This is a genomic window from Stenotrophomonas maltophilia group sp. Smal17, assembly GCF_030237045.1.
Classification (GTDB): Bacteria; Pseudomonadota; Gammaproteobacteria; order Xanthomonadales; family Xanthomonadaceae; genus Stenotrophomonas; species Stenotrophomonas forensis.
Genome location: NZ_JASJSU010000035.1, coordinates 19,275 through 46,003, shown reverse-complemented (window position 1 = coordinate 46,003; position 26,729 = coordinate 19,275). Strand labels below are relative to the sequence as shown.

The window sequence follows — 26,729 nt, the reverse complement described above, 5'->3', positions numbered from 1 at the left end:
CTGCATGGCTCACCCGCCCGGCCAAGCACGGCTTTGCCTTCAGATACCGCCAGCCACGAGGGGCTCAGCCGTTGGCCGAAACCTCCATCACCCCGCCCGCAGCGCCGCCGCCGTCGCCCAGCGTGCCGCCACCCGCGGCGCGGTAATGCACACCGCCTGGTCGGTCACCGTGGTCACCGCCCGCTCCAGCAGCTGGATGTCCGCCTCGTGCTGGCGCGCCACGTGTGGGTCCTCGAAGAAGATCGCGCGCTGGCAGCGGCCTTCCAGCACGCGGTCGGCAATCTGCGCATCGCCGCCCATCGGGCCGCTCTGGTAGCGCGTCACCCAGGGCGTGTCACTGGGCCAGCCGCGGCTCCAGGCCAGTTCATTCAAGCGCTGCCCGGTGGTGCCCGTCGCCACGCGTTCGCCGAATCGCGCCAGTACCGCGAAGTGCTCGTCGGCGAAGGCCAGCATCGCCGGCTTCATCGCATCGTGGGCGATCAGCGCCAACGTATGCCCTTCGAAGCCGTGCAGGTCATCGGCGCCGGCGTCTGCATCCAGGCCCGCATGGATACGCTCCACCTCCACCCAGTCGCGCGCAGTGGCCACGGTCGAAATGAACGGCTTGCCGTGGATCACGCACTGTCGCTTCAGTGCAGTGGCTTCCGGAAACACGGACGACGGATCGACCGGGTCGATCAGATAGATCGCACCATCCAGCGTCCGCTCCGGGCCCATGCCGACCACCTCGGCCACCAGCTTCATCAGGCCGCCTTCGCGTCCGTAGGGATAGCGGTGCAGGCCGTCGTACCCGGCCAGGAATCCCTGCCGCCCGATCGCGTCATGGGTGCGGCCGACCGCGTGCAGCGATACGCCGAGTTCACGCAGTCCGGACTCACTGGCACGCAACCAGCGGAACAGCGCCGCCCGCGCGTCGTGGTGGTGGAGACGGTTGGCAGCCAGGCCGATGCGCATCGAAAGCTCCGCAGGTACGGGTGAAAGCGGCAGTGTATGTCGGCATTAGCCCTGCCGGATGCATTTGCAACTTTCTTCATTGCCGCCTGCTGACACGCCGCTAGCGTGGCAGGCAGCGGTACCGCTGTGCGGCCGTTTCTCCCGCCGGCGAATGAGGATGCCTGCCGTGAACGTCGTTGGGTTTCCCGCCGCTGCCGTCATGGCATGCCTGCTGCTGCCAGCCACTGCCTCTGCCTCTGCCGCACGTTGCGGCTCGCCGCTGCGCATCGCCTGGCCATCCGACCGCGCGCCGTTGTCCGCCAATGTGCATGGACAGGCGAGCGGACCCGGCGCGGACTACCTGGCATTGCTGGCTGCACAGCGCCCGTTGCTGCCGCAGCCGCTGCCGGCCGTCGCGGTGGTCGAGGGCAGGGTGCCCGGCAACATCCAGGCCCTGCTGGGCTGGCCACGTTCGCAGCTGCCCCCGGGCTGGGTGGCCAGTGCCCCCTTCCTGCAGTTGCCGCAGGTGATCGTACGGCGCCGGGATGCGCCGCCGGTGCTGGGAATGGCGGCGCTGCGCGGGCGCACCGTGGCCAGTCCGGACCCCGAGCCGTTGGCCGCGCTGCTGGCCGAACAGGCACCCGGCGCACAGCTGCTTCCTCCGGCACCGCTCGATGACGCGCTCTCGCTGCTGGGCACCGGCCTGGTCGATGCGGTGATCGCCAATCTCGGTGAGGTCGAGGCCGCCCTGCGGCGCTACCGGGGAGATCCACTGGTCATCGCTGCACCGGCCGGCTTCGACGATGCGCTGGTGCTGGCCACGGTGCCCGACTGTGCGGGCGTCATCGATGAGTTCGAGCAGGCAGTGTCCAGTTTGAGTGGCGCACGACGCCAGGCGATGCGTGCGGCCTGGTTGCCGGCGGTGCCGCGAAGCCAGTCGTCACTTTCAGCACTGCACTGGCTGGTGCCGGCCTCGCTGATCCTGCTGGCGCTCGCGCTGGTGTACGCGTTCGGCTATTGGCGCGTGCACCGCGAAAGCGAGCGACGCCGCGTGGCCGCCCAGCGGCTGCAGGAGGTGACCTCGAATCTGCCGGCGGTGGTGTTCCAGGCGCGTCGCTCGGCAGAAGGCCACTACAGCATTCCGCAGATCGCAGGGGATGTACATGCGCTGTTCGGGATCAGCGTCGAGACCGCGCTGATCGATCATCGGCGTCTGCTGGCCGCGGTCCACCCCGACGATCATGCGCGGCTCACGGAAGCGGTCGATGCGGCCGCGCTGGCGCGCGAGCCGATCGATGTCCTCTTCCGGACGCAGTCGCCGCAGGGCTGGCGTTGGGTGCATTCGCATGGACGACCGCTGCCGCGTGGTGGCGGCGTCGTCGAGTGGAGTGGTTACTGGATGGATGTCAGCGAAGTGCAGTCGCGCACCCTTGCGCTGGCACAGGCCAGAGGCGAGGCCGAGCAGGTGGCGTTGGCCAAGACCCACTTCCTGGCGACGATGAGCCACGAGATCCGTACGCCGATGAGCACCCTGCTGGGGATGCTGGAACGGTTGGCCGACAGCGACCTGGATGCGCGCCAGCAGCAGGTGCTTGCCACGGTGGGCGATGCGGCGAGGATGCTGCGGCAGATCCTCGACGATGTGCTGCACAGCCAGCGCCTGCAGCCTGCGCCATTGCAGCTGCGGCCGACCGATCTGGCGGCGATGCTGCGGGCAGTGCAGCAGCTGCTGATGCCTGTTGCGGCCAGCCGGGGCCTGCATCTGCGCATCGAACTCGATCCGGCGTTGCAGGCCGGGCTGCTTGCTGATGGCCTGCGCCTGCGCCAGATCCTGTTCAATCTTGCCGGCAACGCGCTGAAGTTCACCGAGCACGGGAGCGTGGACCTGCAGGTGCGGGTGCTGCAGCACTTGGAGGATGGCCAGCGGCTGCGCCTGCAGGTGAGCGACAGCGGTGTGGGCATCAGTCCGGAACGGCAGCAGGCGGTGTTCGCCGCCTACACCCAGGCCGAGACGTCGACGACGCGCCGCTTCGGCGGAAGTGGCCTGGGCCTGGCGATCTGCCGCGAACTGGCGGCGTCGATGGGCGCCGAACTGCAGCTGCGCAGCAGGCCCGGCGAGGGCACGACGGTGTGGATGGAGCTGGACCTGGCGGCCTGCGAGCAGCCTGCGGAGGCATCACCGCCGCCGGCCGCAGCGGTGCCGGCGCTGCCGCCCGCCTGGGTGCTGGTGGCCGAAGACCATCCCACCAACCTGCACCTGCTGGAGCAGCGCCTGCGCGGCCTGGGGCTGCATGTGCATGCCTGCACGGATGGCCGCAGGGCCCTCGAGGCCTGGCAGGCGTGGCCGTTCGATCTGGTGATCACCGACTGCCACATGCCTGACATGGACGGATTCACGCTGGCGCGCGCGATCCGCGCCGATGCCTGTGCAGCCCGTGCGCGGGTTCCGATCATCGCGCTTACCGCCAGCGTGCTGGACAGGACGCGCGAGGCCTGCCGCGACGCCGGCATCGAGCATTTCCTGGCCAAGCCGGTAGAAGCGCCGTCGCTGCACGCGCTGCTGGCCGTACTGCTGGTACCGGACTCAACCCGCCAGTAAGCGCACGATGCTGGCGGCAGCGTCGCGGCCTTCGGCCACGGCGGTCACCACCAGGTCGGCGCCGCGCACCGCGTCGCCCCCGGCGAACAGGCGCGGATGCGCGGTCTGGAATGGCAGGCGGTCCTTGCCACCGGCCACGATGCGGCCGTTCGACCGGCCTTCCACGCCGTGCTCGGACAACCAAGTCGGCAGGGTCGGCGAGAAGCCGAAGGCGATGATCACCACGTCGGCTTCCAGCAGCGATTCGCTGCCCTCGATCGGCACGGCGTTCTGGCGGCCGTTTGCATCGGGTTCGCCCAGCCGGGTCTCGACCACGGTCACGCCGATCACCTCGTCATCGGCGCCGGCTTCGATCGACAGCGGCTGGCGGTTGAACAGGAAGCGCACGCCCTCCTCACGGGCGTTGGCCACTTCGCGCGCGCTGCCGGGCATGTTGGCCTCGTCGCGGCGGTAGGCGCAGGTGACCTTGGCCGCGCCCAGCCGCACCGCGCTGCGCACGCAGTCCATGCCGGTATCGCCGCCGCCGAGCACCACCACGCGCTTGCCGTTCAGATCGGGCAGGGCGATGGTGTCCTCCCAGCCGGCAATCGGCCGACCCTTCGGATCATCGCCGCCGACGATGCGGCTGTTCTGCACCAGGAACGGCAGCGCCGGCAGCACGCCCTTCAGGTCCTGGCCGTCCAGGCCGCCATCGGTGTAGCGGTAGGCACCGGTGCCGACGAACACCGCATCGTGGCTGTCCAGCAGCTGCTGCACGCTGACATCGCGGCCGATCTCCACGCCCAGGCGGAACTGCACGCCCATGCCTTCCAGTACTTCGCGGCGGCGGTGGATCACGTCCTTGTCCAGCTTGAAGCTGGGAATGCCGAACTGCAGCAGGCCGCCGATCTGTTCGTAGCGGTCGTAGACCACGGCGGTGATGCCGGCGCGCGCCAGGCGGTCGGCACAGGCCAGGCCGGCCGGGCCGGCACCGATCACCGCAACACTCTGGCCGGTGGGCTGCACCGCGCCCAGGTCGGGGCGCCAGCCGCTGGCCAGGGCGGTATCGACGATGTACTTCTCCACCGCACCGATGGTCACCGCGCCGAATTCCTCCAGCGTGCAGCTGCCTTCGCACAGGCGGTCCTGCGGGCAGACGCGGCCGCACACTTCCGGCAGCGGGTTGGTGCTGTGGCACAGCGTGGCCGCTTCGTGGATGCGGTTCTCCTGCACCAGCTGCAGCCACTGCGGGATGGCGTTGTGCACGGGGCACTTCCAGCTGCAGTACGGGTTGCCGCAGTCCAGGCAACGTCCGGCCTGGTACTGGGCGTCTTCCTTGCCGAACTTGCCGTACAGCTCGCCCCAGTCGCCGGAGGTGCGCAGTTCCACCGGGATGCGCTGCGGCATGGTGCGGGGCAGGTCGAGGAACTGGAAGGCGTGCTTGCGGCTCATGGCTGGCTCTGGAATGCGAGGGGGGACGTTGCCGGCCAGCGGCCGGCACTACCGGGCAAAATCACGCGGCGCGGCGCAGGGTTTCAGTCAGCGACTCGATGCTGGCGGCCTTGGGTTTGACCAGCCAGAACTTGCCGATGTAATCGCGGAACTCGTCGAGGATCTGCTGCGCCCAGATGCTGCCGGTCAGCTCGCGGTGGCGGCCGATCAGGCGATGCAGGTGCTGGCGATAGTTCTCGAAGCCCTCGGCCGACACGCGGTGGATGTCGATCAGCTCGTGGTTGTAGCGATCGACGAAATCACGGTCCACGTCCAGCACATAGGCCAGGCCACCGGTGAAGCCGGCGCCGAAGTTCAGGCCGACCTTGCCCAGCACCAGCACCACGCCGTCGGTCATGTATTCGCAGCAGTGGTCACCGGCACCTTCCACCACCGCCAGCGCGCCGGAATTGCGCACCGCGAAGCGCTCGCCGGCACGCCCAGCCGCGAACAGTTCGCCTCCGGTGGCGCCGTACAGGCAGGTGTTGCCGATGATGGCGGTGCTGCGTGCCTCGAAGCGCGCGCCGCGCGGCGGTCGCACCACCAGGCGGCCGCCGGCCATGCCCTTGCCGACGTAGTCGTTGGCCTCGCCTTCCACTTCCAGGTGCAGGCCGCCGACATTGAAGGCGCCGAAGCTCTGCCCGGCACTGCCACGGAAGCGCAGTTCCAGCGGTGCTTCGGCCATGCCCTGGTTGCCATGCGCGCGTGCCACCGCACCGGCCAGGCGGGTGCCGATGCTGCGGTCGGTGTTGTGGATCAGGAAGCGGTGTTCGCCACCGCGCTTGTGCTCGATGGCCGGGGCCAGCAGGCCATCCATCTGCGTGGCCAGGCTGTCCGGCGATTCGTACAGGCGCTGCGCGGCGCAGTGGCTGCCTTCGTAACGGGCATCGGCCAGCAGGCGCGACAGGTCCACGCGCACGCCATCGCGCGGCGCGGCCTCGATCTGCCGCAGCAGGTCGGTGCGGCCGACGATTTCCTCCAGCGAACGCGCACCCAGGTACGACAGCCAGCCACGCACTTCCTCGGCCAGCAGGCGGAAGAAGTTCTCCACGCGCTCGGGCTGGCCGGTGAAATGGTTCTCGCGCAGGCGCTCGTCCTGGGTGGCCACGCCGGTGGCGCAGTTGTTGAGGTGGCAGATACGCAGGTACTTGCAGCCCAGCACGATCATCGGCGCGGTGCCGAAGCCGAAGCTGTCCGCACCCAGCAGCGCGGCCTTGACCACGTCCAGGCCGGTTTTCAGGCCACCATCGGTCTGCAGCAGGGTGCGCCCGCGCAGGTCGTTGGCCAGCAGCGCCTGGTGCGCTTCGGCCACGCCCAGTTCCCACGGCACGCCGGCATAGCGGATCGAGCTGACCGGCGAGGCGCCGGTGCCGCCGTCATGGCCGGAGATGGTGATCAGGTCCGCGCCGGCCTTGACCACGCCGGCCGCGATCGTACCCACGCCGGCGTGGCTGACCAGCTTCACCGACACCAGCGCGGTCGGGTTGACCTGCTTGAGGTCGTAGATCAGCTGCGCCAGGTCTTCGATCGAATAGATGTCGTGGTGCGGCGGCGGCGAGATCAGGCCGATGCCGGGGCGCGCATAGCGCAGGCGCGCGATCAGTTCGTTGACCTTGTGGCCGGGCAGCTGGCCGCCTTCGCCGGGCTTGGCACCCTGCGCGACCTTGATCTGCAGCACCTCGGCGTTGACCAGGTATTCGGCGGTGACGCCGAAGCGCCCCGAGGCCACCTGCTTGATCTTGCTGCGCCGCGGCGTGCCGTAGCGGGCCGGGTCTTCGCCACCTTCGCCGGAATTGCTGCGGCCACCCAGGCGATTCATCGCAATCGCCAGCGCCTCGTGCGCCTCCGGCGACAGCGCGCCGAGACTGATTGCAGCGGTATCGAAGCGCGGGAACAGCGCACTGGCCGGTGCCACTTCATCGAGCGGCATGGGCGTGGCGGCCGGCACCAGCTGCAGCAGGTCGCGCAGTGCCGACGGCGGCCGTGCATGCACGGCATCGCAGTACTGCTGCCACGCACGCGGGTCGCCACTGCGCGCCGCGCGCTGCAGGGTGGTCACCACGTCCGGGTTGTACATGTGGTATTCGCCGCCGTGCACGTACTTCAGCAGGCCGCCGACATCCACATCCTGCTGCGCATCCCAGGCCTGCGCGCACAGCTCGCGCGCGTCGGCATCCAGGCGCGCGAAACCGGCGCCACCGATGCGCGAGGCGGTATCGGGGAAGCACAGGTCGACCACCTCCGGTTCCAGGCCGATGATCTCGAACAGCTGCGCGCCGCGGTAGCTGGCCACGGTGCAGATGCCCATCTTCGAGATGATCTTCGACAGGCCCTTGTAGACGCCCTTGCGGTAGCGGCGGCCGATCTGCGACTGCTCGCCGCCCTTGCTGAGCTTGAGGATGCCGCGGCGGCCGAGGTCGAACAGGGTCTGGTAGGCCAGGTACGGGTACACCGCCGTGGCGCCGAAGCCGAGCAGGCAGGCCATGTGGTGCGGGTCGCGCGCGGTGCCGGTCTCGACGATCAGGTTGACGTCACAGCGCAGGCCCAGCTGCGAAAGGTGGTGGTGGATGGCGCTGGTGGCGAGCAGGGCGTGCACCATCGGCCGACCGGCCACCGGGTAGCGGTCGGACAGCAGCAGCATCACCATGCCCTCGCGCGCGGCCTGCTCGGCTTCGGCGCAGATGCGCTCGATACCGGCGCGCAGGCCTTCGTCTTGGCTGTAGGACAGGTCGAGCAGGCGGTTGGCCTGCACGTATTGCTCCATCTTCAGCAGCTGGCGCAGCTTGCGCTGGCTGAGTACCGGCGAGTTGAGGATGACGTGGTTCACCGTCTCCGGGCCGGCATGGAAGATGTTGGTCTCCTTGCCGAGCTGGGTGGACAGGGACATCGCGCAGTCTTCGCGCAGCGGGTCGATCGGCGGGTTGGTGACCTGCGCGAAGGCCTGGCGGAAGTAGTCGTAGAGCGGACGGCTGCGCTGGCTGAGCACCGCCATCGGCGTGTCATCGCCCATCGAGCCGGTAGCTTCCTGTTCGGTCTCGGCCAGCGGCCGCAGCACCTGCTCCACCTCTTCGCTGCTGAGCTGGTAGAGCTTGTGGTAGCTGCGCAGGGTGCCTTCGTCGAAGGGCTCTTCCACCAGCGACGGATCGATCAGCTCGGTCTGCAGGTAGGTGACGCCCTGCTGCAGCCACTGCTTGTACGGTGCGCGGCCGCGGTTGATGCGGTCGATGGCTTCCGAATCGAGCAGGTCGCCGCGCTTGAGGTCGATGGCGATCATCTCGCCCGGGCCGAGCTTGCCCTTGCGCACCACGCGCTCGGTCGGCACTTCCCACACGCCGGCTTCGGAGGCGACCAGGAAGTGGCGGTCGGCGGTCAGCATCCAGCGCGCCGGGCGCAGGCCGTTGCGGTCGAGGGTGCATACGGCATAGCGGCTGTCGCAGGCGACGATGCCAGCCGGGCCATCCCAGGGTTCGCTGTTGAGCCCGTGGAACTCGTAGAACGCCGCCAGGTCCGGGTCCTTGAACTCCAGCGACTGGGTGGCCGGCGGGACCAGGATGCGCAGCGCCTGGATCAGCTCCATGCCCCCGGCGACCATCAACTCCAGCATGTTGTCCAGGCTCTGCGAGTCCGAACCGTGCATGGAGATCACCGGATCGAATTCGCCGATATCGAAGCGCGGCGTCTTCCACACCTTGCTGCGCGCCTGCGCCCAGCGCCGGTTGCCTTCGATGGTGTTGATCTCGCCGTTGTGGGCGAGCATCCGGAACGGGTGGGCCAGCGGCCAGCGTGGCAGGGTGTTGGTGGAGAAGCGCTGGTGGAACACGATCGCGCTGGAGGCCAGTTCGCGGCGCTGCAGGTCCGGGTAGAAGCGGCTGAGCTTGTCCGGCAGCACCATGCCCTTGTAGCTGATCGCATCCGGGGTGAGCGTGGTGACGTAGAAGTCGGCATGCGCGCGCAGCTGCTGTTCGCTGCGACGGCGCGCCAGGAACAGGGCCAGCGCGAAGCCGGCGTCGTCCTGGCCGATGCCGGCGTCGACGAACACCTGTTCGATGCGCGGCAGCGTGTCGCGCGCCAGCTGGCCACAGACGCTGTCGTCGGTGGGCACCTCACGCCAGCCGGCCACCTTGCAGCCCACGGCTTCCACCTGCGCCTGCAGCTGGGTGCGGCAGGCCTGCGCGGCGTCGGCATCGTGCGGCAGGAACACCAGGCCAGCGGCGAAGCGCGCGGCGACGACGATGCCGGCTTCGTTGGCCAGCAGTTTCAGGAAAGCATCGGGGCGGCGCAGCAGCAGGCCGCAACCATCGCCGGTCAGGCCGTCGGCGGCGACGCCGCCACGGTGGGTCATGCGCGAAAGCGCGGCGATGGCGGTATCAACCAACAGGCGCGAAGGTTGATCGTCGAGCTGGGCGACCATGCCAAATCCACAGGCATCGCGCTCGGAGCGCGGGTCGTAAAGCCCTTGGCGGTTGCGGGGGGCCATCTCTACCTCGATGCGGAATGAATTGAACGGGGACACTCAAGCCCGCCCAATCCCTGGAGCGCATCGTGAGGCCACCGGATGCCTCGACTAGATCACAGGTTGCTGCAACGCCGCAATACACGGTTGCAGGTGCAACAGAAAGCGCCGGCACGCCCGTGCCGGCGCGGGGCCGGACTCAGCCGCAGCGCGTGCCGCTGACTGCGCCCTTGTCGTCCACTTCGATGTTGAGGCGGTCGCCGAGGAACTCCATCGTGGCCACGTCGTTGGGCTTGAGCACGCGCACCTGGCTGGCGCCGGCGTCTTCCTGGGCCTGCTTGCCCAGCGCGTCGGTGTAGGCCTGGCCGACCAGGCTCTGCACCTGGCTGGCGTCGCAGGTGCCGACCGGCGGCGCCTCGGTCGCCTTGCCAGCGTCGTCGGCCGGCGCCTTGGCGGCTTCGGCGGCCTGCTGGGCATGGGCGGTGGCCGAATCCTGTTCATCCAGCGCCGGTGCCTGGCAGGCGGTCAGGGCCAGCACGGCCGGCAGCAACAGGGCGGAGAGCGAACGGGCGCGAATCGGGAACGACATCATGACTCCGGAAGGGGTTGTGAAGACCCGAGCATAGCGGCGAACCGACCCTCACGTGTTTGTCTTGCGTTATCGACAGGATCACCGCGCCGCACCCGCGACACTCAGCGCATGCCAAAGCCCTCCACTCCGGAACAACAGGCCGCGCGTGCCGCCGGCCTGCGCTATGTCGATGACACCCAGCCCGGCATCGGCCGCCGCCGCGCCGGCAAGGGCTTCAGCTACCGCGATGCCGACGGCCACGCGCTGCGTGATGCCGCCACCCTGCAACGCATCCGTGCGCTGGCCATCCCGCCGGCCTACACCGCGGTATGGATCTGCGCACATGCCAACGGCCACCTGCAGGCCACCGGTCGCGATGCGCGTGGGCGCAAGCAGTACCGCTACCACGCCGACTGGGCGAAGGAGCGCGACGCTGGCAAGTTCGACCGCATCATCGCCTTTGGCGAGGCCCTCCCCTCGCTGAGGCGGCGGTTGTCGCGCGATCTCAAGCGGCCGGGTTTCCCCAGGGAAAAAGTACTGGCGATGGTGGTGGCGCTGCTGGCCGACACCCTGGTGCGGGTCGGCAATGAAACCTACGCACAACAGAACCGCTCGTTCGGACTGACCACACTGCGCAACCGCCATCTGGAGCTGCTGCGTGGCGGGCGGGTGCGCATGCGCTTCCGCGGCAAGTCCGGGCAGCTGCAGGAGGTGACCGTGGGCGACCGCAGGCTGGGCCTGTTGGTGCGGCGCCTGCAGCAGCTGCCGGGGCAGGCGCTGTTCCAGTACCGCGATGACGACGGTGCGCTGCAGCCGGTGGATTCCGGCGCAGTGAACGACTACCTGCGCGAGGTGATGGGCGAGGACTTCACCGCCAAGGATTTCCGCACCTGGGGCGGCACCGTGGCGGCGGTGCAGACCTTCGCCGCCACCGAGCTGCCGGAACCGGCCAGCCAGCGCGCGCTGGCCCAGGCACAACGGGCGGTGGTGTGCGAGGTGGCGGCGTTGCTGGGCAACACGCCGGCGGTGTGCCGCAAGGCCTATATCGACCCGTGCGTGTTCGCCGGCTGGGAACGCGGCGAACTGGCCAAGCTGGCCGGCCTGCGCGGCCCGCGCCAGTGGGAGCAGGCAACGCTGAAGGTGCTGCGCCGGGCGCGGCGGTTGGCCAACCGCAGCGCCTGAACCCTCGGTAGCGTCGAGCTCGCTCGACGGCTGTTATCCGCAGTAGATCGCGGTGATGTTGTTGGTGCGGCCCTTCTCGATGGTCAGGCGGTCACCGCCTTCGCTGGCCGGCGGCACCCGCGGACCGTCGTGGCGCAGCACCCGCACGTGCAGGCTGTCGCTGTCCACGCGTGCACGCGCAACGGTGGCGTCCGAAGCGGCCAGGCCCAGCGCACCGCGCACCATGTCGCTGTGGCACTGGCCGGAAATCACGCCGTCGATCGGCTGCACCTGGGCCATGGGCGCGCTGCTGCAGGCGGCGAGGGCGAAGCAGATGGTGGCGGTGGCGATTGCATGTTTCATGGAGGCGTTCCTTGTGTGGTTGCGTGCAGCCTGCGGCGGCGCACGTAGTGGCGGAATGAATACCGTGCACATCGTGGACACGGCGTATTCACTGCAGCCGAAAGCAGGGGTGGAGACACTGCAGGAGCGGCATGCGCCGCCCCCGGTAGTGCCGGCCGCTGGCCGGCAGCCCCTTTCCCTCCCGAGGAGACCCTGCATGGCCACCATCAAGAAGACCCCCGCCCGCCGCAAAGCCTCGCCCAAGGTGCGCAAGGGCAGCACCGCAAGCCAGACCGTCGCCGATTCCGATCGCCCGCGCGTGGTGAAGACCGCCACCCGCAAGGCCGCCGCCGGTGATCCGCGCGCGGCCCGGGTGGCTTCGCGGCAGCGGCGCCTGCAGGACCAGGAGAAGGCCAAGGACGCCCGCGCGGCGAAGAAGGCCGCCAAAAAGACCACGAAAAAGACTGTCACCCAGGCGGGTGCGCGCAAGCAACCGGAAACGATGCCGGCCCAGCATGTGGCCAAGCCTGGCCATGAGCATGCACTGCAACTGGCACCGCGCTTCCTCGCCCCGGATTACGTGGGTAGCGGCAAGCTGCAGGGCATGCGCGCGATCATCACCGGTGGCGATTCTGGTATCGGCCGTGCGGTGGCAGTACTGTTCGCACGCGAAGGCGCCGATGTGGCGGTACTGCATTTGGACGAGGCCGAGGACGCGGACATCACCCGCCAGCACGTGGAGCGCGAAGGCGGTCGCTGCGTGGTGATCGCCGGTGACGTGCGTGATCCGCGCTTCTGCAACAAGGCGGTCAAGCAGGTGGCCGAGGCGTTCGGCGGCATCGACATCCTGGTCAACAACGCCGCGTTCCAGCTGCATTGCGAGCGGCTGGAAGACCTGGAAGACGCGCATCTGCAGGAAACCCTGCAGACCAACATCGGCGGTTACATCCAGATGGCGCGCGCGGTGCTGCCGCACCTGGGCGAGGGTGCCAGCATCATCAACACAGGATCGGAAACGGGAATCTTCGGCAGCAAGGCGCTGATCGACTACTCGGCCACCAAGGGCGCGATCCATGCATTCACCAAGGCGCTGGCCAGCCAGCTGCTGCCACGTGGCATCCGGGTCAACTGCGTGGCGCCGGGGCCGGTGTGGACGCCGTTGAACCCCGCCGACAAGCAGGCCGAAGATGTTGCGGAGTTCGGCAAGGACAGTGACATGGGGCGGCCCGCACAACCCGAAGAACTGTCGCCCGCCTATGTGTTCCTGGCTTCGCCGGTCTGTGCCAGTTACATCAGCGGGGTGATCCTGCCGGTGATGGGCGGTCCGCGCGGCTGACGCGGCGGCGGTGCCGGCCGCTAGCCGGCAGCTATCCTCGGCGCATGCGAACAGAGGATGGGGTGGGCATGGACGGCACCGCTGAATACCTGTGGCTGCCGCCGGGCGCCACACCGCCCGAACGGGCCTGCTCCCCTTGCCGGGCCATTGTTGCTGTCGAAGCCGCCGTGGAGGCGGACTGGCAGGCGCCGATGAGCGATTGGCTGGTGCGCAGCGGTTGCCGCTACATGATGGCCTGGGGCATCGAGTGCAGCGGTTGGGATGATGCGGTGGACATGGCATCGCCGGAGGTCGAGTGCGCCGACTTCGTGATGACCACCTGGCATGATCGCGACACCCTGGCGGAGGTGTCGGCGTTCTGCGCCATTGCCCAGCACTCTACGCTGGAGCTGCCGCACACTCGGGTGTTGCATGTTGCTGGGGTGGCCGACCGGGCGCGCGTGCTTGCAGGTGTTCAGGGCGCTGTTGCAGCAGATGCGTAAAGATCGGCGATGCGCGGAATGAACCGCTGCGGTTGGCGCGTGGGAGCTGCATACTCGGCCCACCGGGCAGAAACGCCACATGGAAGATCACAACGGAGTTCGCACTCCCTGCACGATGATCAGCCTCGGCAGACCCTTCAGTCGCTTGGCCAGTGTCCTTGCGCTACTGCTGGCTTTCGCACCCTTCTGCATGGAAGCAAGCACTTTTGACATCGGCCTTGATGGAAAAAGCCCTTACCCGGAGCACTCATGCGACCAGATACTGGAGCTCCAGAGAAACTCTGATGGCCGAATGCTGCTTCGCGATGAACTGGATGCATTCAAGACGGTGCTGGTCGAGCAGGGCTGGCCCACCTATCGCACCTCGGGGCCAGCCCTGATTGATGCGGCCGGCAAGCTGCTGGAGCGCTCTGGCCTGGATTGCGAGTTCCAGAAGTACATGCTTCGCGTTCTTGATCAGCAAGTCGGCGATGACATCCGTCCTGCAATCTATGCACGGCTTGCGGATCGCATCCATGCTTCCCACAATTCCAGCCAACTGTACGGCACCCTGCAGCAGCGGCTCGACGATGTGGCTACGGTTGATCCGCCAGTAGCCTCGTTGGGCTCCCTGCTGTTCTTCCGTGACTTCTACGGTCTGCCCAGCCTGGAGGAGGACCTGGCCTCGGGCGGCATCGATTACGAAGTGACCTTGTCACAGCCACCGGCGACGTACACCTGGCCCGACATCCGGACGCTGCTCGGTGAGCTGATCCAGCCCGATCAATCCTTGCGGGCAGCGCTGAGCGCTGCCCGCAGCAAGGGCGTTTCAGCAAAGGTCGAGCTGCTCAAGGAGGAGATCGCTGCCTCCGATCGAGAAGGCCTGTGAAGGATCAAGCAGGTATTCGAAGGCGTAGGCTTTCCGACGCGGGACATGGCGGGCATTGATGGTGTCTCTAGGGCCTTCCTCCTGGTCCAGCACGCGGATGAGGATCCAGCGTTCCAGAGGCGTGCGTTGGAGCTGGCCAAACCATTGATGGAGTCACGCGGCATGTCGCGACGCCAGTATGCAATGCTGGCTGACCGGGTTTCCCCTGGCAGAAGGCGAGCCGCAACTGTACGGCACGCAGATGACCCTTCAGAACGGCGTGTACGTGCTGCAGCCTACGTCCGATCTTGATGGTCTGGACAAGCGTCGATCGCAGATGGCGCTTGGCCCTTATCAGGCGATGCTCGATAGTGCCAACGCCAGTCGTCCTTGATTGAAATGTTGCGCCAACATCCTGGGCTTCCAGTGTTGAAGTATCCAGTTGATCTGCAGCATCGAATTGAAGTTTCGAGGGGATTCCTTGGCAGACATGTGGCTGGAGGTGGCGGCCGGGCGCGCCTGCTTGCTTGCAGATGTTCAGGGCGCTGTTGCGAAATACTCGCAGCGCAATGCGCACTTTTGATGTGGAGAACGTGATCGCGCGGACACGCGGAATCCGCAAATTCACACACAGAAGGAGTGAATGCATTGGATCATTTTCATGAACACTCGAAATGTGACGAGGTTATCGATGTCGCAATTGCCTTTACTCAAGTGTTGACGTGATGCGCTCGATGATCGATAAAAAGGCCCAACGCAACGGGAAAGGATGCCCCGATGTCACGACATCTTTTTCGCAGGGAAGTGATGCAGGCGAAGGGAAATCGTTGGCTGGGCCGCATCAACATGGTGCAGCCGATTCCGCTTTGGCTGTTTACCGCCTTCGCTGCCTGCTCAGCTGTTTCCGTCATTCTCTTCATTGCACTTGGCAGTTATACAAAGCGTGCCCGGGCCATGGGACAGCTTGTCCCTGTCGAAGGCATGTCCACTGTCATGGCACCCGCAAGCGGTGTCGTCTCTCTTCTCAAGGTCAGTGAGGGAGAGAATGTGCGTGCAGGTCAGGTGGTTGCCGTGCTCACCGTGCCAAGGGCAACGGTTGGCGAAGGTGATACCTCCGCCGCATTGGAGAAGCGCATCCGCGAGCGGGTCCAGGGATTGAAGGATGTGCAGGCTGCGGATCAATCCCAGCTCGATGCACAAAGTGACGGTCTCATTGCGCAGGTGGCTGCGGCGCAACGCGAGCTGGCGCAGTTCAAGGAGGAAATCCAGACAAGAAGCAGGCAGGTCGTACTGGCCGAAGAGACACTCTCGCGGCTGGAGAGACTGCGCGAAGGCAGTTACGTAAGCGAACTGCAGATCAAGCAGCAGCAGACACTGGCGCTTGAACAGCATGCCAGTGTGCAGGCCCTGCAGCGCCAGGCAATCACAACACAACGACTCATAGCGCAGTTGCAGGAGGCCATGCGCTCGCTGCCGCAAAAGCGTGAAGCCACCAGAGCCGGTCTGCGGGGCGCATTGGCCCAACTTGAACAGGAACACGTCGAGCTGCTCGCACGAGGTGAGCTGGTGCTTACCGCGCCGGTGGATGGAACGGTTGTCACGCAGGTGCTGAAGCCGGGCCAGTCGGTGACCATGGGCCAACCTCTGCTGAGTATCCTGCCGCAAGACGGCCGTCTGGAAGCTGGCCTGCTGGTGCCCAGTCGTGTCATCGGCTTCATTGATCCCGGCGATCGCGTACTGCTGCGTTACCAGGCGTACCCCTATCAGAAATTCGGTCACCATGAGGGAACAGTGCAGCGCGTCAGCCGCAGCGCGCTTACTGGGACAGAGCTGGAAATGCTGATGCCCGGCTCGACGATCCAAGGCGAACCGATGTACAGGGTCACCGTCGCACTCTCCAGTCAGGAGATGGACGCTTACGGTCGCATCGAGCGACTCAAGCCCGGCATGACACTTGAAGCTGACATCCTTGGCGAGCGCAGCAGCTTGGCCGAATGGATCTTTGCGCCACTGGTCGCACGAAGCAAACGGATCTTCTAGAGAAGGTCACCTCCACTCAACCCGTCCTGCCGTTGAAACCGAACGGGCGGACACGCAGAGGAAGCAGCGATGGAACTAGAGCAGCGGGAAAGGCTTGGGAGCGTACCGGATCTGGGCGATGTCGATGTTGTCGATGACCTGGTACCAGACGAACTTCGGCGCGACATCCTGCGACTGGTCCGTAAACCCATCTGGGCGTATGGATGGAAGTCGGTCAAGTCTGAAGACCGCTTCAGCTTCTGGCATGCGCATTTTGCCGGAGGCGACAAGGAAAGCCGTCAGGGGTGCCTGGCCGAACTTGCTGCAAACGAAGCTGCACGACCGATCCACGAGCTGTGGGAGTGCCTGTCGCAGACGGTGCTGGCCGGCCATGAACCCCTTCGTGTGTACGCCAATGCCCATACCTACGGCGTGGAGGGCTATGTTCATACAGACAATGCAGACAAGGAAAATTACTTCACTGTCGTCTACTACGCCCACGGAATCTGGCATCCCAACTGGTCGGGCGAGACAGCTTTCGTGGTGCCGGAGACGGGTGACATCACCCATGCTGTCTACCCGCGACCTGGGCGCCTGGTGGTGTTCCGGGGCGCCACGCCACACGTTGCACGTTCACCCAGCCGGGACTGTCCCGAGCTGCGCATCACCGTCGTGTTCAAGACCCAGCTCGCACAATGACCTTGCCCGTCGCCAACATGCCGGAGCGGCCCTCCCTGCAGATGCTGCAGGAGTACCTGTCACTCCTGCGCGCTGACCAGGTGCCGCACTCGGGGCGAACGCTGAAGGATCATCTGGAAGGAACGGGCCGCATTCTGCGGGAGTGGGGATGCGACGAGGCGGTATGCATCGCTGGCATGTTCCACAGCATCTACGGAACGAACGTGTTCGGATTCAAGCGTCTTGGGTGGAGTGATCGGCCGCTGGTGGGTCGGATGCTGGGCGAACGTGCCGAGCATTTGGTGTATCTGTTCTGCGTCAGTGATCGGCCCGGTGCGTTCCTCGAAGCGCTGGGTACCGGCATCATTCGCCACAGAACAAGCGGCGAAAGCTTCAGTGCGGGCGTGGATGTCTGTGCGGCGTTGCTTGAGATCGAATCCGCCAACCTCATCGAGCAGGGATGCGGCGAGCAGTTCCTGAAGCGACTGTCCGCATGGGTGAGCGCATATCCAGACCTTCCGCTGAGCGTTGGCCTGCGCTCGCTCCTTGCTGGGTACGCGGCGGCTGGAAAGGCGCCCGCCGCCCCTGGCAGGCCGACAGCGGAGGAACTCCATTGAACGCTTCATCCATCCGTCGGAAATTTGCAGTTGACCGTTTTGCGCGGCTTGAGCAGCTGGTGGCGGCAGAAGTGATGGATCTCTACTTCCAGTATGCGAAGAGCTATGCGCGCATGCCGAAGTACTATGAGCTGGAAACAGAAACCGCGTCGCTGGGGCGATATGCCGACGCCATGGGCGAGGTGCTGCTGGCCAAACTGTTGCCTGAGGTGGAAGACTGTGTAGGAAAGCGGCTGCATGCCACTTACTCGTTCCTGCGCTTCTACACGCCTGAATCGAGGCTGCGCAGACACACTGACCGCACATCCTGCGAATACACGCTGACCTTGACCGTTGGCAGCGAAGGTACACGGGCGCCCTGGCCGATCATGATTGAGACCCAGGAGGGTGTGCAGGCGTTCGACCTGGCTCCAGGTGATGGGCTCCTGTTCTCCGGACGTGAGCTGCCCCACTGGCGCGAATGCCTGCCAGTGGGAACCTGGCTCCAGCTCTTCCTGCATTACGTCGATGCAGACGGGCCGCATGCAGCGAACCGGTTCGATGGACGGAAATTTCTCGGACCGACGAGGCGATCAGTAGCATGACTGTTCTCATCAATGCTGGAACGCACGATACACACGCCAAGGCCGTCGTTTGGGGCTTGCGACGCAAAGGAACGACCGTGTTTCATCTGGCGAGCGACAGGTTCTGCCAGACAACGGCCTTCAGCATCCGCGTAGGGGCTGCGCAAAGTGGTGCCACGCTCGCGATCGACGGAGAAACCGTAGCCCTTGATCAGCTGTCGGCAGTGTGGCATCGCCGCCCGTTTGAGGCGCTGCAGAACGCTGGCGTTCAACCAGAGGATGAGGTGTTCGCCCGAGGCGAATCGCAACTGATGCGCGAGGGGTTGTATCGATCCCTGGAGCTTGTGCCGGCAGTGAATCCATTGGATGCCCTTGTCCGGGCCGAAAACAAGATCCATCAGCTGAAGCACGCGGCCGAGCTTGGCTTCCAGCTTCCGGCCACGTTGATAAGCGGCTCACCTGAGGATGTCCGAGGTTTCCTTGCCCAACACGCGGAGTGCATTTACAAGCCGCTACGCGGCCATGTCTGGAAGTCCGATTCTGCTCGACGCGCGACCTACACCGCCAAGGTCAGCGAAGCAGATCTCCCGGCGGATTCACTGCTGCGCGCCGCCCCAGGCATCTATCAGGCCCGCGTGGAATATGCTTTCGAAGTCAGGGCGCAGTTTTTCGGCCGCCAGTGCGCTGCGATCCGTATCGAGCAGCCGACGGATGGCAGTCTCGACTGGCGGCGCAGCCAGGGCACGATTGACACCTGCGAAGTGGTGGATGTCCCGCTCGACCTGCAGCAACGCTGCCATCGTCTGATGGAAGCGCTCGGCCTCGTGGCGGCGGGGTTCGATTTTCTCGTTACGGACGATGGGCGCTGGATCTTCCTTGAGATCAATCAGGCCGGACAGTTCCTTTTCGTCGAACAGTGGTGCCCTGGATTGCCGATGCTGGACATGTTCTGTGAGTTCATCCGTGCACCGTCGCTGCAGTGGCGATACGACATGGGACATGCGCATCGCCGGATCTCCTATTCGGAATTCATCGAGAGCACTTCAGTGATTACGTCCTGACCCCGGCAGGTGGGACGTCAACCCATTGCGTCAGGCGCCTGGCGTGATCCACCGACAACACTCCTGTTGTCGAAAATCGAGGAGAAAATGGCATGAAGAACGAAGATATCAAGAAGGATCTGGAGTCGCGCGTGCTTGGTCACATTCTTTCCCAGGAAGAAATGGAGCAGGTAGGCGGCGGCGATGGCGATGGAATTCCGACGCTCCCGCCGGTGAAGACGACGCCGGCCAGTGACAACGGAACCACGCATCCGGTCCTTGAGTAACTGAATACGGCGAGTGCTGCGATGCCTGGCCGTCAAGGTGGGCGTCGCGGCCTCGCTTTTCCGGAGAACGGAGCTGAAGCGCAATGCAGCTGGAGCATTCCATCCTGAAGGGCCATTGCCCGCACCTGGCAATCATCGACGTTGCCGCTCGGCTCGCGGGGTGCTCAGTGCAGTCTTCTGACGTCGCGCTGCTGGGCGCACCCCGCAGGTACACGGAAACTTTCTCCCTGCAGCGAGCTGCAGGCATCCTTGGTGATCTGGGCATCGTCAGTGTCGCGGTTCGCACCGACCTCGGCGGATTGGCACAACTGCGATTTCCCGCCCTGGCCCAAGTGCGGTCCGGTACACGCCAGGAGTTCGTCGTAGTGAGCCGCATCGACGATCATGCGATCGTCTACTACAGCGGCCGCCTGGGATGGCAGTTGGACGGCCTGAGTTCGTTTTCCAAGCGCTGGACAGGCGTAGCTCTCACCCTTGAGGCTGCTGTCCGTGGGCCTTGCCGCGTAGGTAGGGACGCAGCGCTGCTTTCAGATCTTGAGATTCAACTCATCCAGGATTTCATGACGGTGGACGAATGCGAGGAACTCATGGCCAGCGCGTCACCTGCGTTCCGCAAGAGCATGGTCAGTGCGGATGGCAGCTTGCAGAGTGAGGTCATGTCCAGCGGCCGCACAAGTGAATCGGCGGCCTGCTCGGGGGACCTGTGTGCCCGCATCACCGATCGCGCGGCGGAGCTGCTTGGCTGTGCGAGCACGTTGTTCGAGCCGATCCAGTGCGTCAGGTATGAGATGGGACAGAAGTTCGCCCCACACTATGATGTTCCCCTGGATGCAGGACTGCCAGATCAGTCCACGCGCGCATGGACACTTCTTGCGTACCTCAACGACGGGTTCGAAGGCGGGGAAACCCTCTTTCCTGCCTTCGACCTGAGTGTGCGCCCTCTTCGTGGCGCCCTGCTCATGTTCCGTAACCGTGGCCGACAACAGCGAAGCGTCAATCCGGGTGCGCTGCATGCGGGCCAACCGGTGACCCGCGGGAGCAAGTATGCCTGCAATATCTGGTGTTCAGATGCCAATTAGATGCCTGATCGCGGTCTTCTTTCTGTTCCATGCAGCCGTCGCCCCCGCCTTGGCCGATGCTGCTCCAAGCCTGCCTCCGGTTGCGCAACATCCAGTGTCATCGAAGCCAATGGTGCTTCCGAAGGCCACGGAACTGCCTGTCGGCCCCGCGGGCACCTGGCGGTCTCCAGTGTCTAACGGCGTGGATCGGCAGATCGCGGTACTGAGTGCGCCCGCCGGCGGATTCAAAGTGGTGTATGCGCAGTATCTCCGCGGCGACATGGACTCATCACGGCTGATGCAGATCCGGTCCTCTGATGGTCGCCTCATGGACCAGCCTGAGCCGCTGTCGTTTGGTTCAGTGCTGGAGGATGCTCCGGTGCTCGTTCACATCGATAACGATGCGTGGCTCTACTTTGCAGGCAGTGACGCTGATTTCAGCAATATCACGCTTTGGCGCGCGCGGGCCACGCCGCAGGGGTTTGGGGCGCCACAGCGGCTGCCGGATGTCCCGGGACTGACCCAGCTGGTCCAGGCACCTCGATGGGTGCAGGCAGAAGGCGATCTCTATCTGACATTCCGTGGAATGGGAACCGGTCCTCGCTGGATGTCGATGCGCAATGCCCGATCACCATCGGAGTTTCAGGGGGCGGCATCGACACCCGTGGCGTATCCGCGCGTGGTGCCGCTGGGCCAGCATGGCTGCTTCATGAGTTATCAGAAGGCGCCCGAAGGTGGCTACATGACAACGCTGTACAGCGTCAGCCCCGACTGCAGAACCTGGTCCGGCCCTGTGGAGCTTTCGCCAGCAAAGTCTCCGAACAAGCCGGATGTCCACGACGGGTTCGCGCTGCCTCGACAGGACGGCGGCGTGGACATCTACTATGTCTACCCTTCCTACAAGGGCGCCTCAGCGCGGTTTCCCGTCAGTTTCGATCTGTACAGGCGCGCAGTGGATGTGCAGGGCAGGGCAGGTCCCGAGCAGCTCCTGACGGAACGGCTTGCCTACAATCCATTCGCTCCTTCCGCGCATCGAATGCCGGATGGGTCTGTCCTGGTCTCGTTCTCGGACATCGAGGCGCGCGGCGATGCTGGTGTGACCAAGGGACGACTGACGCTCTTCCGGATTTCCGGAGATGCGCCGATGGAGCCTGAGCGCCCTGGGCACCGCGACAGTGACAGCTGACGTGATCGTGTCGTCCGTCATGCCCCTTTCCCGGCAATCCAAGCGGCTGCGCACATGAAGGTCATCCTGCAGTCTGAAAGCGCCGAATGCGGGTTGGCCGCATTGGCGATGGTGGCTGACCACCATGGCCAGCACGGTGGGCTGGCCGTGCTGCGCCAGCGGTTTAATCTTTCGCTGAAAGGGCTGCGTCTGGATCGGCTGGTTCAGATCTCCCAGCAGATTGGCTTTTCGGCGCGCGCGATTCGAGTCGAACTCGAAGAACTGGGGAAGCTGACGACTCCGTGCATACTGCACTGGGACATGAACCATTTCGTGGTTCTGAAAACGGTGCGTGCATCAGGGATCGTCATTTGTGATCCCGCCGTCGGTGAGCGGAAACTCAGCTACCGCGAGGCATCGGAGCACTTTACCGGCGTTGTGCTGGAGCTGACACCGACGGCCGAGCTCAAGCCCGTGAAGCGCGCACCGGCGATCAGCCTGCAGCAATTGACTGGCGCGGTGCGCGGCATGTGGCGCTCGTTGGCCCAGGTTCTGATTCTGTCGCTGGCGTTGCAGGTTTTCGTCGTGCTGGCGCCATTCCTGCTGCAATGGGTGGTGGATCAGGCACTTGTCTCGGCGGATCGTGACATGCTCACCGTCCTCGGGATTGGATTTGGCATCGCCCTGCTTCTGCAGGTTGCAATCAACCTGCTGCGTGGCTGGTCTGTGGTCTATCTTTCCACGCATTTCGGATTGCAGTGGACGAACAATATTTTCGCCCACCTGATGCGTCTGCCGTTGGCATTCTTCGAGAAACGTCACCTTGGTGACATCACCTCACGCCTTGGCTCCATCCGTGAGATCAGGACGGTCATCACCACCAGTTTCGTGGAGGGCATCATTGACGGTCTCATGGCGATCATGACCTTCGCGCTGATGCTCATCTACTCATGGGAACTGGCGATGGTGACGCTGTGTGCCGTGGCCGTCTATGCGGGTGCCCGATCTCTGTCCTACCGTGAGTTCCGTAATCGGACCGAGCAGCAGCTGATGGTCGGTGCCCGGCAGCAGACGCATCTGCTCGAGTCACTCCGCGGTATACAGAGCCTGAAGGTAGCGGGTCAGGAGCCGCAGCGGCGTGCTGCCCACGAGAATCTGATGGTTGACACCGTCAACGAAGAGTTGAGGTTGGCCCAGATGGGCCTGGGCTTTACGAGCATCAACCAGCTGGTGTTCGGCATTGAGCGGATCGCCGTGATCTGGATCGGTGCGTTGCTTGCGATGTCAAATGTGTTCACCGTCGGCATGCTGATCGCTTACCTCGCATACCGGGAGCAGTTTTCGCAGCGTGTCGGCAATCTCGTCGACAAGTGGGTTGAGTTCCGGATGCTGCGCCTGCATGGTGAACGTCTGTCGGACATCGTACTGTCCGAGCCCGAGGATTGCGGAGAGGGAATCGCCCCGGCCTTGCCCGGTGAGATGGGCGTGGAGGTTGAGAATCTTTCCTTCCGCTATGGCAACGGTGAGCCCTGGATATTCCGCAACTGCAGTTTTGTTGTGAAGCCAGGGGAATCGTTGGCGCTCATCGGTGGATCAGGATGCGGCAAGACAACGCTCATGAAGCTCATGCTCGGTCTTCTTGAGCCTACGGAGGGAAGTATCCGCATTGGTGGACAGACGCTGCGCGGCGCTGGCGCTCGGCGCCTGCGTGAAGCCATCGGCGCGGTAATGCAGGATGACCAGCTTTTCGCCGGCAGCATTGCAGAGAACATATCCTTCTTTCAGGGAGCTGCCGAACAGGAGCGTGTGGAGCACGCGGCGCGGCTGGCGGCGATCCATGACGATGTAATGGGCATGCCCATGGGCTATCACAGCCTGATAGGCGACATGGGAAGCACATTGTCCGGCGGGCAGAAGCAGCGGCTTATTCTTGCCAGGGCGCTTTACCGTGAGCCCAGCGTTCTGTTTCTGGACGAAGCGACAAGCCATCTTGATGTCGCCAATGAGCGTCTGGTAAATGATGCTGTCGATAGACTTCGTCTGACGCGGATCATTGTCGCCCATCGCCCCGAGACAATAGAGCGGGCAGATCGGGTGATGGTGGTTGAAAACGCCGACGTCGTGCTGGCGACCCGAGTGCGAGCGAGCAATCTCAGGCTGAAGGCTGCGCAATCATCCGGACAGGTACCGGAGAGCCACTGAGCACGTGGCTTTGGATCCCGTTATCCCTTGATGCTGGATTTGGCTTGCATCAGCGTCGCGTCGCTACCGTTCGTCGGACCATGACTTCCGGGGGTTGACTACAGTTGTCGTCACGCTGACAGTGACGACACGTGTAGTCAAGGGAGTGGTGTCATGCGTGGCAAGACGATCGGGGACCAGGAACTGGCCCTGCTGCAGTACATCGATGAACATGCGCCGGCCAGCGTCGGCGAGGTCGCCAGCGGCTACGGCGAAGCCCGTGGCCTGGCCCGCTCCACTGTGCTGACGATGATGGAGCGGCTGCGCGCGAAGGGGTATCTTCAGCGCCGGCAGCAGGACGGCATCTACCGCTACCAGGCCACCCGTGGCCCGGAGAGCGTGCTGCAGGGTGCCGTGGCCCAATTCGTCGACAACACCCTGCAGGGGTCGGTGTCGCCGTTCGTGGCCTACCTGTCGCAGCGCCAGCAGGTCAGCGACAACGAACTGGCCGAGCTGGAAGCGCTGGTCGCCCAACTCCAATCGCGTCGCCACGAGGGCTGAGCCATGGACACCACGATGCTGATCCCGTTGTTGGAACGGCTGGGCTGGACCAGCCTGCAGACCGTGCTGCTGGTGGCCCTGGTGTACGGCGTGTGCCGCGCGCTGCCGTCGCTGTCGGCGGCGACCCGCTGCCGCCTGTGGTGGCTGGTGTCGCTGCAGGCCGTGCTCGGCCTGTTCTGGAGCCAGCCGCTGCAGCTGGCCTGGTTGCCGGCACCGCAGGCAGTGGCGATGACCGCCACCGATGTGGCTGCCGACATGATCTACCCGCTGGCCCCGGAAGCCTCTGCACAGCTGCTGGCCGCGATGCCGATGCCTGCCGCGGACGTGCCGGCGGTGGCGTGGTGGGCCGTTGCGCTGGCCGCGCTGTGGGTGTCCGGCGTGCTGCTGATGGCATGGCGCACCTTCGGTGAGTGGCGCCAGTGCCGCGCGCTGCTCGCGGCGGCCTATCCCTGCCAGGACGAGGCGCTGGTACAGGCCCTGCAGTTGGCCTCCGAAGCGCACGGCGTGCGCCCTGCACCACGGCTGTGGATGAGCACGCAGGTGGACTCGCCGCAGCTGGTCGGGCCGTTCCGTCCGGTACTGCTGCTGCCGGCCGGCGACAACGCCCTGCAGGGCGATGCGCTGGACCTGGCGCTGACCCACGAGCTGCAGCATCTGCAGCGGCGTGACCTGCAGTGGGGCCTGCTGCCGGCGCTGGCCCAGCATCTGTTCTTCTTCCACCCGCTGCTGCGCCTGTCGGTGCGCGAATACGCCCAGGCCCGCGAGGAAGCGGTGGATGCGGCAGTGGTCGGCCAGCACGGCGCCAGCCGCCAGGCCTATGGTCGCCTGCTGCTGCAGTTGGGCGTGGCACCGCAGCCGCACCTGGGCGTGGCCAGTGCCGCGCCGAGCACCACCAGTCTCAAGCGCCGCCTGATGTCGCTGCAGCCGCGCCGGGCCTGTCCGCGCATCCTGGCGATGGCGTTGACCGCTGTGGTGCTGGTGGTGGGTGTGGCGCCGATGCGCCTGGTTGCCGCGCCGGTGCCGCCGGCACCGCCCGCGCCGCCTGCGGCACCGAAGGCCGTGGTGCCGCCGCCGCCGAAGGCTCCGAAAGCACCGCCCGCACCGCCTTCGTCCGCGCGCGTTCCGGCCGTGCCGGTGGCGCCCGCGCCGCCTGCCGAGCCGGCTGAGGTTGAGGCCTTGTCAGGTCCGGATGATGCAGATGTGGCGGTCGACGTGGATGCGGATGTCGATGTCGATACCGGCATGCACAGTCAACATACGACCTCCCGCACGACCTCCATCACCACCTACGGCCGCCTGGACCTGGGCAAATCGCCGCCGCAGGCCTTCGTGCTGGTCGATGGCGATTCGACCTTCGCCAACGGCGGCATGGACGACGTGACGGTCGCCCGCAGGCAGCTCGGCAAAGGCCCGGCGCTGTGGTTCCGCCAGGGCGACAAGCGCTACGTGGTGCGTGATCCGATGATGATCCAGACCCTGCAGCGTGCCTACAGCGGCGCGGCGGATCTGGGCCGCCAGCAGAGCGAACTGGGCCGCCAGCAGAGTGCGCTGGGTCGCCAGCAGAGCGAACTCGGCAAGCAGATGGGCGAGATGGGCCGCCTGCAGGGTGAGGAGGCACGCCGCATGGCGCTGGCCGCCGCCGAGGCTGCGCGCAGCGCGATGGCAGCGCATGACATCAACCGCGAAGCGGCGGCAGAAGCGGCGAAGGCGGCGCGGGGCGCGACCAACGATGCGGCCGTTGCACGTGAGGCTGCACGTGAGGCCGCCGCAGAGGCACGTCGTGCGATGCAGGAAGTGGACAACGAAACCGCGCGGGCCAGCCACACCCGCGGCATGCAGCGCCTGGCCAGCCAGCAGTCTGAACTGGCCAGCCGCCAGGCGGCGCTGGGCAGCCAGCAGGCCGCGTTGGGTGAACGCCAGGCACGCGTGCATGAGCAGGCGTCGCGGCAGGCGCAGCAGGTGATCGCGCGTGCACTGGCGAGCGGCAAGGCCGAGCGGCTCTGATCGGTGGTGCCGGCCGCTGGCCGGCACCCTCCCCGAGGCCGATCAACCGCAGCTGGCGCGCTCGATCCGGTTCTGACCGTCCACCTGCACGGTCACGCGGTCCTGGCGGAAGTCCATGGTCACCGCCATGCCCGGCTTGACCACCCGCGCGTTGCGCGCGCCGCTGTCGGCCACCAGCTTCTTGAGGGTGGCCTCGTCGGCGGTCTTGCCGGTGAAGGCCTCGAGCGCCTCCGGCCTGCATTCATGCGCGGCGTCGGCCACTGGCGCTGGCGCGGCATCGTGGGTGGTGCTGCTGCCGGCGTGGCTGCAGGCGGCCAGCGGCAGGATGGCAAGCAGGGCAAGGGGGCTGAGGCGCATTGTCG

At 65.7% G+C, this 26,729-nt stretch carries 23 protein-coding genes and 1 pseudogene; 18 read left to right on the top strand and 6 right to left on the bottom strand.

Translation table 11 applies throughout. From position 1 onward, the window contains the following. Positions 1-87 precede the first annotated feature (87 nt). Positions 88-954 carry a methylglyoxal synthase gene (locus QRO93_RS11460; RefSeq protein WP_053509524.1) on the bottom strand — a complete coding sequence of 289 codons (867 nt, stop codon included), beginning with the start codon at positions 952-954 and terminating at the stop codon, positions 88-90. 157 nt (positions 955-1,111) lie between these two features. Between QRO93_RS11460 and QRO93_RS11455 the strand changes: the two genes are divergently transcribed. Continuing rightward, the gene (locus tag QRO93_RS11455; RefSeq protein ID WP_180878564.1) at positions 1,112-3,532 is read left to right on the top strand and encodes an ATP-binding protein; all 2,421 of its coding nucleotides are present in this window, start codon (positions 1,112-1,114) and stop codon (positions 3,530-3,532) included. On the opposite strand, the gene QRO93_RS11450 is transcribed toward QRO93_RS11455, so the two are convergent. The 3 genes from QRO93_RS11450 to QRO93_RS11440 form a co-directional block, all read right to left on the bottom strand. Continuing rightward, positions 3,518-4,963 (bottom strand): FAD-dependent oxidoreductase, encoded by a 1,446-nt coding sequence (locus QRO93_RS11450; RefSeq protein WP_180878565.1) that lies wholly within the window; start codon positions 4,961-4,963, stop codon positions 3,518-3,520. The two genes, QRO93_RS11455 and QRO93_RS11450, sit on opposite strands and share 15 nt — an antisense overlap. A gap of 61 nt (positions 4,964-5,024) precedes the next feature. Continuing rightward, on the bottom strand, positions 5,025-9,479 hold the full coding sequence (gene gltB, locus QRO93_RS11445) for a glutamate synthase large subunit (RefSeq protein WP_180878566.1): 4,455 nt from the start codon (positions 9,477-9,479) through the stop codon (positions 5,025-5,027). Positions 9,480-9,654: 175 nt separating this feature from the next. Further along, positions 9,655-10,044, bottom strand: coding sequence for an I78 family peptidase inhibitor (locus tag QRO93_RS11440; RefSeq protein WP_040009243.1), 390 nt, complete (start codon positions 10,042-10,044; stop codon positions 9,655-9,657). Positions 10,045-10,155: 111 nt separating this feature from the next. Between QRO93_RS11440 and QRO93_RS11435 the strand changes: the two genes are divergently transcribed. Further along, positions 10,156-11,208, top strand: coding sequence for a DNA topoisomerase IB (locus QRO93_RS11435; protein ID WP_180878567.1), 1,053 nt, complete (start codon positions 10,156-10,158; stop codon positions 11,206-11,208). Between the two features lie 33 nt (positions 11,209-11,241). Here QRO93_RS11435 and QRO93_RS11430 read toward each other — a convergent pair whose 3' ends face one another. Next, positions 11,242-11,550, bottom strand: coding sequence for a hypothetical protein (locus tag QRO93_RS11430; RefSeq protein WP_053448409.1), 309 nt, complete (start codon positions 11,548-11,550; stop codon positions 11,242-11,244). Between the two features lie 196 nt (positions 11,551-11,746). Here QRO93_RS11430 and QRO93_RS11425 point away from each other — a divergent pair, with 196 nt between their 5' ends. From QRO93_RS11425 to QRO93_RS11355, 16 genes and pseudogenes are all read left to right on the top strand, one after another. Then, positions 11,747-12,865: an SDR family oxidoreductase gene (locus tag QRO93_RS11425; RefSeq protein ID WP_180878568.1), complete on the top strand. Its 1,119-nt coding sequence runs from the start codon at positions 11,747-11,749 to the stop codon at positions 12,863-12,865. A 68-nt stretch (positions 12,866-12,933) separates the two neighbouring features. Then, positions 12,934-13,347 carry a hypothetical protein gene (locus QRO93_RS11420; RefSeq protein ID WP_097048126.1) on the top strand — a complete coding sequence of 138 codons (414 nt, stop codon included), beginning with the start codon at positions 12,934-12,936 and terminating at the stop codon, positions 13,345-13,347. A 79-nt stretch (positions 13,348-13,426) separates the two neighbouring features. Next, positions 13,427-14,215, top strand: a complete 789-nt coding sequence (locus QRO93_RS11415; RefSeq protein WP_180878569.1) for a hypothetical protein — start codon at positions 13,427-13,429, stop codon at positions 14,213-14,215. A gap of 45 nt (positions 14,216-14,260) precedes the next feature. Beyond that, positions 14,261-14,359 (top strand): annotated as a pseudogene (locus tag QRO93_RS21615) (hypothetical protein); the annotation flags it as partial. Positions 14,360-14,393: 34 nt separating this feature from the next. Next, positions 14,394-14,588, top strand: coding sequence for a hypothetical protein (locus QRO93_RS11410; protein WP_049398575.1), 195 nt, complete (start codon positions 14,394-14,396; stop codon positions 14,586-14,588). Positions 14,589-14,971: 383 nt separating this feature from the next. Continuing rightward, complete coding sequence (locus QRO93_RS11405; protein WP_053448414.1) at positions 14,972-16,234, top strand: HlyD family secretion protein; 1,263 nt, start codon at positions 14,972-14,974, stop codon at positions 16,232-16,234. 69 nt (positions 16,235-16,303) lie between these two features. After that, positions 16,304-16,912: a 2OG-Fe(II) oxygenase gene (locus tag QRO93_RS11400; protein ID WP_141401631.1), complete on the top strand. Its 609-nt coding sequence runs from the start codon at positions 16,304-16,306 to the stop codon at positions 16,910-16,912. Continuing rightward, a complete protein-coding gene (locus QRO93_RS11395; protein WP_053448416.1) occupies positions 16,909-17,508 on the top strand; it encodes a DUF6817 domain-containing protein in 600 nt (199 codons plus the stop codon). The genes QRO93_RS11400 and QRO93_RS11395 overlap by 4 nt, the downstream gene beginning before the upstream one ends. Next, a complete protein-coding gene (locus tag QRO93_RS11390; RefSeq protein ID WP_154582886.1) occupies positions 17,505-18,092 on the top strand; it encodes a hypothetical protein in 588 nt (195 codons plus the stop codon). The genes QRO93_RS11395 and QRO93_RS11390 overlap by 4 nt, the downstream gene beginning before the upstream one ends. Beyond that, positions 18,089-19,132 carry an MvdC/MvdD family ATP grasp protein gene (locus QRO93_RS11385; RefSeq protein WP_053448418.1) on the top strand — a complete coding sequence of 348 codons (1,044 nt, stop codon included), beginning with the start codon at positions 18,089-18,091 and terminating at the stop codon, positions 19,130-19,132. The genes QRO93_RS11390 and QRO93_RS11385 overlap by 4 nt, the downstream gene beginning before the upstream one ends. Before the next feature lie 92 nt (positions 19,133-19,224). After that, positions 19,225-19,398 carry a hypothetical protein gene (locus tag QRO93_RS11380; protein ID WP_154582884.1) on the top strand — a complete coding sequence of 58 codons (174 nt, stop codon included), beginning with the start codon at positions 19,225-19,227 and terminating at the stop codon, positions 19,396-19,398. 83 nt (positions 19,399-19,481) lie between these two features. Continuing rightward, on the top strand, positions 19,482-20,477 hold the full coding sequence (locus QRO93_RS11375; protein WP_053448419.1) for a 2OG-Fe(II) oxygenase: 996 nt from the start codon (positions 19,482-19,484) through the stop codon (positions 20,475-20,477). Positions 20,478-20,658: 181 nt separating this feature from the next. Next, the gene (locus QRO93_RS11370; protein WP_180878570.1) at positions 20,659-21,642 is read left to right on the top strand and encodes a hypothetical protein; all 984 of its coding nucleotides are present in this window, start codon (positions 20,659-20,661) and stop codon (positions 21,640-21,642) included. Positions 21,643-21,696: 54 nt separating this feature from the next. Then, positions 21,697-23,823, top strand: coding sequence for a peptidase domain-containing ABC transporter (locus QRO93_RS11365; RefSeq protein WP_053448420.1), 2,127 nt, complete (start codon positions 21,697-21,699; stop codon positions 23,821-23,823). A 153-nt stretch (positions 23,824-23,976) separates the two neighbouring features. Continuing rightward, on the top strand, positions 23,977-24,363 hold the full coding sequence (locus tag QRO93_RS11360) for a BlaI/MecI/CopY family transcriptional regulator (RefSeq protein WP_180878571.1): 387 nt from the start codon (positions 23,977-23,979) through the stop codon (positions 24,361-24,363). Between the two features lie 3 nt (positions 24,364-24,366). Further along, a complete protein-coding gene (locus tag QRO93_RS11355; protein WP_180878572.1) occupies positions 24,367-26,367 on the top strand; it encodes a M56 family metallopeptidase in 2,001 nt (666 codons plus the stop codon). 42 nt (positions 26,368-26,409) lie between these two features. Here the strand turns inward: QRO93_RS11355 and QRO93_RS11350 are convergent, their stop codons facing one another. Then, positions 26,410-26,724: an I78 family peptidase inhibitor gene (locus QRO93_RS11350; protein WP_164241529.1), complete on the bottom strand. Its 315-nt coding sequence runs from the start codon at positions 26,722-26,724 to the stop codon at positions 26,410-26,412. Between the last annotated feature and the right edge of the window lie 5 nt (positions 26,725-26,729).